The organism is Brevibacterium sp. (assembly GCF_031179145.1).
In the GTDB taxonomy this organism is placed as follows: domain Bacteria; phylum Actinomycetota; class Actinomycetes; order Actinomycetales; family Brevibacteriaceae; genus Brevibacterium.
In genome coordinates, this window is the sequence record NZ_JAPSIB010000002.1 from 266,926 (window position 1) to 274,403 (window position 7,478).

At 67.2% G+C, this 7,478-nt stretch carries 5 protein-coding genes and 1 tRNA gene; 2 read left to right on the plus strand and 4 right to left on the minus strand.

What is annotated here, in order from left to right; genetic code table 11:
* The first annotated feature begins 121 nt into the window (after positions 1-121).
* Positions 122-763, plus strand: coding sequence for a TetR/AcrR family transcriptional regulator (locus RIT73_RS03180; protein WP_309130603.1), 642 nt, complete (start codon positions 122-124; stop codon positions 761-763).
* Here RIT73_RS03180 and RIT73_RS03185 read toward each other — a convergent pair whose 3' ends face one another.
* From RIT73_RS03185 to RIT73_RS03195, 3 genes are read right to left on the minus strand one after another with little or no spacing between them, the layout of a single operon-like run.
* The gene (locus RIT73_RS03185) at positions 764-3,004 is read right to left on the minus strand and encodes a 3-hydroxyacyl-CoA dehydrogenase NAD-binding domain-containing protein (RefSeq protein WP_309130604.1); all 2,241 of its coding nucleotides are present in this window, start codon (positions 3,002-3,004) and stop codon (positions 764-766) included.
* A 1-nt stretch (position 3,005) separates the two neighbouring features.
* On the minus strand, positions 3,006-4,214 hold the full coding sequence (locus RIT73_RS03190) for an acetyl-CoA C-acetyltransferase (protein ID WP_309130605.1): 1,209 nt from the start codon (positions 4,212-4,214) through the stop codon (positions 3,006-3,008).
* 55 nt (positions 4,215-4,269) lie between these two features.
* Complete coding sequence (locus RIT73_RS03195) at positions 4,270-5,439, minus strand: acyl-CoA dehydrogenase family protein (RefSeq protein WP_309130606.1); 1,170 nt, start codon at positions 5,437-5,439, stop codon at positions 4,270-4,272.
* A 136-nt stretch (positions 5,440-5,575) separates the two neighbouring features.
* On the opposite strand from RIT73_RS03195, the gene RIT73_RS03200 reads away from it, so the two are divergent.
* Positions 5,576-7,060 carry a hypothetical protein gene (locus RIT73_RS03200; protein ID WP_309130607.1) on the plus strand — a complete coding sequence of 495 codons (1,485 nt, stop codon included), beginning with the start codon at positions 5,576-5,578 and terminating at the stop codon, positions 7,058-7,060.
* A 54-nt stretch (positions 7,061-7,114) separates the two neighbouring features.
* Here the strand turns inward: RIT73_RS03200 and RIT73_RS03205 are convergent.
* Positions 7,115-7,187, minus strand: a tRNA-Thr gene (locus RIT73_RS03205).
* Between the last annotated feature and the right edge of the window lie 291 nt (positions 7,188-7,478).

Sequence of the window (7,478 nt, forward strand, 5' to 3'; positions counted from 1 at the left end):
CCTGCCCTGGATTCCCTGCCCTGAACTTTCAGTTAATTATTGTTAACTCAACTGCTATGATACTGCCGATGGGCGGTTGTGACAACGCGCACATGAACCAGGGATTCGGAAGGCGAGCGCCATGGCACCAGCGGAGACCGGCACTCACGGTTCGGGCACGGCTGCGCCCACGACTCGGGCGGCGGCCAAGGCGGCGCGGCGCGAGCAGCTGCTGACAGTGGCCAAGACCCTCTTCGCCCGGCACGGCTTCCACGGGGTGCGCCTCGAGGACCTGGCGAAGGGCGCTGGGATCTCCGCCCCGGCCGTCTACCGCCACTTCGAATCGAAGGAAGCCGTGCTCGAGGAGCTCCTCGTCGGGATCTCGCAGTACCTGCACGCCGGCGGCCGGGAGGTCATCGACGTTGGCACAGGGAGAGCTGCGACTGCAGCGGACGCCGCCGAGGTGCTGGTCCGTCTCATCGACTTCCATGTCGACTTCGCGATGGCCGAGCCCGAGCTCATCCGCATCCAGGATCGTGACTTCGCGGCCCTGCCCGAGACCTCACGCCGCACGATCCGTCGCCTGCAGCGTGCCTATGTCAGCGACTGGGCCTCGGTCGTCGAGGACGTCCACCCGGACTGGGGGTCCGAGAGCGCGACGATCCGCGTCCACGCGGTCTTCGGGATGATGAATTCGACCCCTTACCTGGCGCGAGGGCTGAGCTCGGGAAACGTGAGCCGAGAGCTGCGCACCGCCGCGCGCGCAGCTCTCGGGCTGGGGTGATCACTCGTAGGTCTGGCCGGTCTCGGCCCTCTCGATCAGAGTCGCCGGCGGAGTGAACCGTTCTCCGTAGGCGGCGGCGAGTTCCCGGGCTCGTGCGACGAAGCCGCTCAGTCCGCCTGCGTACTGGTTGACGTACTGGAGGACGCCTCCTGTCCAGGCGGGGAAGCCGATGCCGTAGATCGAGCCGATGTTCGCGTCCGGCACCGAGGTGAGCACCCCCTCATCACAGCACTTGATCGTCTCGATCGCCTCGGCGAAGAGCATCCGCTCCTGCAGGTCGGTGAACGGCTGCTCAGCCAACGGGAGATCGGCGGTACCGCCCTGCCCAGCCGTCACAGCCGTGAACCTCTCGCGCAGACCGGGCCACAGCCGCCCCCGCCCGCCGGTCTCGTCGTAGTCGTAGAAGCCGCGGCCGGCCTTGCGTCCGATTCGGCCCTGGTCGACCATCCAGTCGATCACGGCCTCCGAGGGATGCTCCTCCCATGTGCCGCCGGCGGCCTCGGTCGCGGCCCGGGTCTCCTGCCGGATCTTCTGCGACAGGGTCAGTGTGAGTTCGTCGAGGAGCTGCAGCGCACCTGTCGGATATCCGGCCTGAAGGGCCGCCTGTTCGACGCTGGCCGGCTCCACTCCTTCGCCCACCGCGGCGACCGCCTCGGCGATGAAGGTCCCGATCACCCGGGAGGTGAAGAAGCCGCGGGAGTCATTCACGACGATCGGGGTTTTGCGGATCTGCTGCACGAAGTCGAAGGCCCTGGCCAGGGCCTGGTCCGAGGTCTTCTCCCCGCGGATGATCTCGACCAGCGGCATCTTGTCCGCGGGTGAGAAGAAGTGCACGCCGATGAAGTCGGCTTCCCGTTCGACCCCGGTGGCCAGTTCCGTGATCGGCAGCGTCGAGGTGTTCGACCCGAGGATCGCGTCGGGTGCGACGACATCCTCGATCTCGGCGAACACCTGCTGCTTGACGGGCACGGATTCGAAGACCGCCTCGATGACGAAATCGACGCCGGCGAAGTCGTCGGCCGCGTCCGTCGGTGTGATCCTGTCCAGGACGGCTTCGCTCTTCGCCGAGGTGGTCCGGCCCTTGGCGAGCGCCGACTCCTCCCGCCCCCGCGCGTAGTCCTTGCCGCGTTCGGCGTCGGCGAGCTCGACGTCCTTGAGGACGACGTCGATTCCGGCCTTCGCGGCGGTGTAGGCGATCGCGGCTCCCATCATTCCGGCGCCGAGCACGCCGAGCTTCGTCACCTGCCGGGGCTCGTGGCCGTCGGGCCGGGATCCGCCGGAGTTGATGTGGCCGAGGTCGAAGAAGAACGCCTTGATCATGTTCTTCGCCACCGCGGTGTGGGTGAGGCTGACGAAGTAGCGGGTCTCGACCGTCAGTGCCGTGTCGATGTCGACGTAGGCGCCTTCGACGGCCGCGGCCATTGCGGCCCGCGGGGCGGGCATGGGGGCGCCTTTGAGCTGGCGGCGCAGGAGTGCCGGCAGGGCTGGGAGCTTCGAGGCCAGGGACGGCGAGGAGGGTGAGCCGCCGGGGATCCGGAATCCCTGCCGGTCCCAGGGCTGGGCAGCGTCGGGGTTGTCCCGGACCCAGATCCTGGCTCGGTCCTCGAGTTCGCTCAGGGGTGCGAGCTCATCGATGAGGCCGAGTTCGCATGCCTCGGCGGCTTTGAATTTGGTCGACGGCAGGAACGCCTTCTGCAGGGCGTCCTGGAGCCCGAGCATCCGCACGGTCCGGGCGATGCCGCCGCCCCCGGGCAGCAGGCCGAGTGAGACTTCGGGGAAGCCGAAGCGGGCGCCGGAGACGTCCTCGGCGGCGATCCGATGGTGGGCGGCGAGTGCGACTTCGAGCCCTCCGCCCAATGCGGTGCCGTTGAGTGCGGCCACCACCGGCCTGCCCAGAGTCTCCAGCCTCCGCAGCAGCCCCTTGACGTGGTTGATCTGCGCGGTCTCGGCCGCCGCGTTGGCGGGGTCGGCGGCGCGGAGGCGGTTGAGGTCGCCGCCGGCGAAGAATGTCGACTTCGCCGAGGTGAGGATGACTCCGCAGATGTCGGCGACTCTGGCCTCGAGCCAGCCGACCAGATCTTCAAGGGCGGCCGCGAAATGGTCGTTCATCGTGTTGACCGATGAGTTCGGGTCGTCGATGACGACGGTGACGACGCCGTCGGAGTCGATCCTCCGGGAGTAGCCGGTGTCCTTCGTGTCGGTGTTCGGGTGATCGGTGTTCGGGTGGTCGGTGTTCGTCATGTCAGGCCCTTTCGATGATCGTCGCAACGCCCATGCCGCCGCCGATGCACAGCGTGACGAGTCCGCGCCGCAGGTCGCGGCGCTCGAGTTCGTCGACGAGAGTGCCCAGAATCATCGCGCCGGTCGCTCCCAGCGGATGCCCCATGGCGATGGCTCCCCCGTTGACGTTGACCTTGTCGTGCGGAATGTCGAGATCCTTCATCCACTTGAGGACGACGGCGGCGAAGGCCTCGTTGAGTTCGAACAGGTCGACGTCGTCGATGGTCAGGTCGGCTTTCGCGAGGACTTTCCGGGTGGCCGGGGTGGGCCCGGTGAGCATGATCGTCGGGTCCGAACCGGTGACGGCGGTGGCGACGATGCGCGCTCGTGGCTTCATCCCCATCGCAGCGCCGGTCTCGGCGCTGCCGATGATGGTCAGGGCCGCACCGTCGACGATTCCCGAGGAGTTCGCCGCGGTGTGGACATGGTCGATGGCTTCGACCCAGTGGTACTTCTGCAGCGCCACCTCATCGAATCCGGTCTGCGTGGCGAGCTTGGCGAACGCGGGCGCCAGCTGAGCCAGCGATTCGACGGTGGAGCCGGGACGCATGTGCTCGTCGGTCTCGAGCACGGTGACGCCGTTGATGTCCCTGACGGGAACGATCGAGCGGGTGAAGCGGCCGTCGCGCCAGGCGTCTTCAGCTCGATTCTGGGACTCGACGGCGAACGCGTCGACGTCGGCGCGGGAAAAGCCCTCGGTCGTGGCGATGAGGTCGGCGCCGATGCCCTGGGGGACGAAGTGCGTGTCGTAGTTCGTCGTCGGATCCTGCGCCCAGGCGCCGCCGTCGGAGCCGATGGGAATCCGTGACATCGATTCGACGCCTCCGGCGAGGACCAGGGATTCGAAGCCGCTGGCGACCTTCGCGGCGGCGAGGTTGACGGCCTCGAGCCCTGAGGCGCAGAACCGGTTGATCTGGACGCCGGCGACGGATTCGTCGAGTCCGGCGACAAGGGCCGCGGTCCGGGCGATGTCGCCGCCCTGCTCCCCCACCGGCGAGACGACGCCGAGCACGAGGTCGTCGATCGCCGAGTCGTCGAGGCCGGGATTGCGTTCGCGCAGGGCGTCGATGAGTCCCGTCACGAGGTCGATCGGCTTCGTGCCGTGCAGGGCACCCCCGCGGTTCTTCCCGCGCGGGGTGCGCACTGCGTCGTAGATGTACGCGTCGCTCATGAGATCCTCACAGTCGTTGCGGTCGTGGTCTTCGGTTGCTGCATCGATCGGGGTCTCACAGCCCCAGGGAGCGGCCGACGATCTCCTTCATGATCTCGGTCGTGCCGCCGTAGATGGTCGTCACTCGCGCGTCCTCGTAGTCCTGGGCGATGCGGTACTCGCGCATGTACCCATAGCCCCCGTGCAGCTGGAGGCAGCGACTCACGACGGCGACGCTGTGTTCGGTGGTCAGGAACTTGGCGGCCGCGGCATCCTCGGCGCTGAGCTCACCCTCGAGGTGGGCGAGCACGAGGGAGTCGATGTAGGCGCGGTGAGCACGAGTCGTCGCCACCATCTCGGCCATCTCGAACCGTGAGTTCTGGAAGCTGCCGATCGGCTGTCCGAAGGCGTGCCGTTCCTTGAGGTGGGCCAGGGTGCGTTCGAGCACTCCCTCGGTCGACGCCACTGCGGCGACCGCGATCGAGAGGCGCTCCTGGGGGAGGTTGCGCATGAGGGAGGAGAATCCGGTCCCCTCTTCGCCGAGGAGGTTCGCAGCCGGCACACGCACGCCTTCGTAGCTGAGCTCACTCGTGTCCTGGGCATGCAGACCGATCTTGTCGAGGTTGCGTCCGCGGGAGAATCCCGGACTGGAGGTGTCGACGACGAGCAGGCTCAGGCCTCGGTGCGGGTGGTCGCCGGTGCGCACTGCGGTGACGACGAGATCGGCGTTCTGCCCGTTGGAGATGAAGATCTTCGAACCGGTGACGATGTAGTCGTCACCGTCCCTGACGGCTCTCGTGCGAATTCCGGCCAGATCGCTGCCGGCGCCGGGTTCGGTCATCGCGACGGCGACGACGCTCCGGCCGAAGGCGATCCCCGGCAGCCAACGTCGCCTCTGGTCCTCGGTCGTCAGCTCGGTGAAGTACGGGATGATGACATCGTTGGCGAGGCTGATTCCGCCGAGTCCCGAGGAGACGGGGTGGCGCGAGAGCTCCTCGGCCATGACGACGTTGAAGCGGAAGTCCTCGCTGCCACCGCCGCCGTAGACCTCCGCGATCGAGAATCCGAGGATCCCCGCCTCGGCGGCCTTGACGAAGAGGTCCTTGGGCACGATGCCGGAGCGCTCCCAGTCCTCGGCATGAGGACGGACGTGGGTGTCGACGAAGGCGCGCACGACCTGTCGGAAGTCCTCATGGTCGGTCTCGAACAGGGCCCGCCCCGCCCCGAACACCGGGGTGCTGCTCATATCCGCTCCGCAACATAGCTGATCGATCGTTCAGTAACTTCTCCAGTCACCATTGAATACCAGTTCGGTGTGAGCGTCAACACAGAAGTCACCGCCGAGCATTCAGCGGCTCGCTCCCCGAATGAGACAATGGGGTATGCGCCGAGTCGTTGCCGTCTCCCGGTTCCTCACCCGCGGTCACCCCCTTCGCCTGACCCTGATCCCCGTCACCGTCTCCCTCGTCGTCTTCGCGCTCATGCTTGGCGTCCTCGCACCGGCGTTCGGCCGACTCGAGGACAGTCGCAGCGCTCCGGTCGACACGGGCGACGAAACCGCGCCGCCTCCAGCCCCGCGGGCACACCCGAATTTCACGGTCGCGGTGGGACTCGACGACGAGCCGCGGGAGATGCCTGCGATCCAAAGCGCCAAGGTCGATTTCCTGTCCTTCTCCGATCAGTTCGCTCAGTTCCTCGAACACGGCGGACTCGCACCTGACTTCGGCACCGAGGAGCGAGTCCTCTCGCCCGATGCGGCTCGTGCTCAGGTGGAGGACGGCACTTCGGTGCTTGCCGTGATCCTGCCGGCGGACCTCACCGGGCAGGTGATGACCGACATCCGGGACTACCTCGACGGCGCCATCGACGGCCCGAAGTACACGATCACGATCGTGGCGGGGCCACAGGCGCTCAACGAGGACGAGCACATTCTCCAGCAGTACCGCTCCCAGGTCATCACTCAGGCGGTGGAGCAGGTGTCGGAGCAGATCCGCACGGTCGCGTCGAAGTCCGACTGCCAGGGACTGCGTGCGCAGAGGTGCGAGCGAGGATCCGCGGAGGCGACACTCGCTTTCGAGCAGCCCTTCGACATCACCGTCGACACCGTGGCGGGGCCGGCTCCGGTCGACTACTTCACCACCGGCGCCGAGGCGGTCGCAGCGCCTGAGACGCAGGCTCCGTCCGTCGCGGCGTCGGATCCGGCTCCCCGGGCACCAGCTGAGTCCTCCGCAGGCTCGCCTCTCGCGTGGACGACCGCGCTGCTCAGCGCCCTGGCCATCGCCTCGGCGGCACTGGCGCTGACGTCCACCTTCCTCGTCAATCGGGCTGCCGGCCTGCAGATTCTCATCATCGGCCCCTGGAGGTCTCTGCTGCCCCAGAAACCGGTGCAGCGGCGAGATCTGCTCGAGGTCAAGGTGTCTCTCGCAGTGCTCGGATCAGCTGTGCTGTCCGTGGCGGCGACGACGGCCCTGCTCGTGGGTGGTGCCGGAGTGCACTTCGGGGAGTACCCGGCGGTTCGCGTCATCGCCGTCACAGTGCTCCTCGGGCTGATCTGTGCGGCGATCGCGACGTCGACGATCGTGCTCAATGAAGTGCTCGGCGGGATCGCCGGGGTCATGACTGCCCTCACTGCCGCGACGGCAGGGATTGCGACCTCAGGTCTCGGCGCAGTTCTCGGGATCACGGAGAGCTTCGGCAGCGCCGAACATCTCGGCCGGCTGATATCCGGCAGCCTCGGAACTGCCGGACCCAGCGCGGCCGCTGCACTGCTCCTGTTCGGCTTCACTGCTGCCCTGGCGATCGCGGGAACGGTGATCACGATGTTCTACGATCGCCGTGTGAGTGCGCAGATCGCACTCGTCGACTGACATGAAAAAGCCCCTCCCGATCCAGCGTTGATGCTGGTGGGAGGGGCGTTGCCGAGCCGCCTGCGGGAATCGAACCCGCGACCTTCTTATTACGAGTAAGACGCTCTGCCGACTGAGCTAAGGCGGCAACCGGACCAACTCTAGCCAATTTCTGCGCCAGGGGTCAAAACGGGATGGCGCTCACTCAATCCGCTTCCGCCGCGTCTGTATTCGCACGGCTCAGCGATCCTGATCAATCTGCAGCAGGTGGCCGCCGCCGCGGGAACCGCTCTGCTCATCGCGATCATGCAGGTGACGGCGCTGCGGGTGACCGGGCCGGACATCGATGGTCCCGGTCTGCTGCCGGGAATCGTGGCCGCTTTCTGGGTGGCCCTGGGGCTGGCTCTGCTCGCGATCGTGGCGGCATTCTTCATGCCGG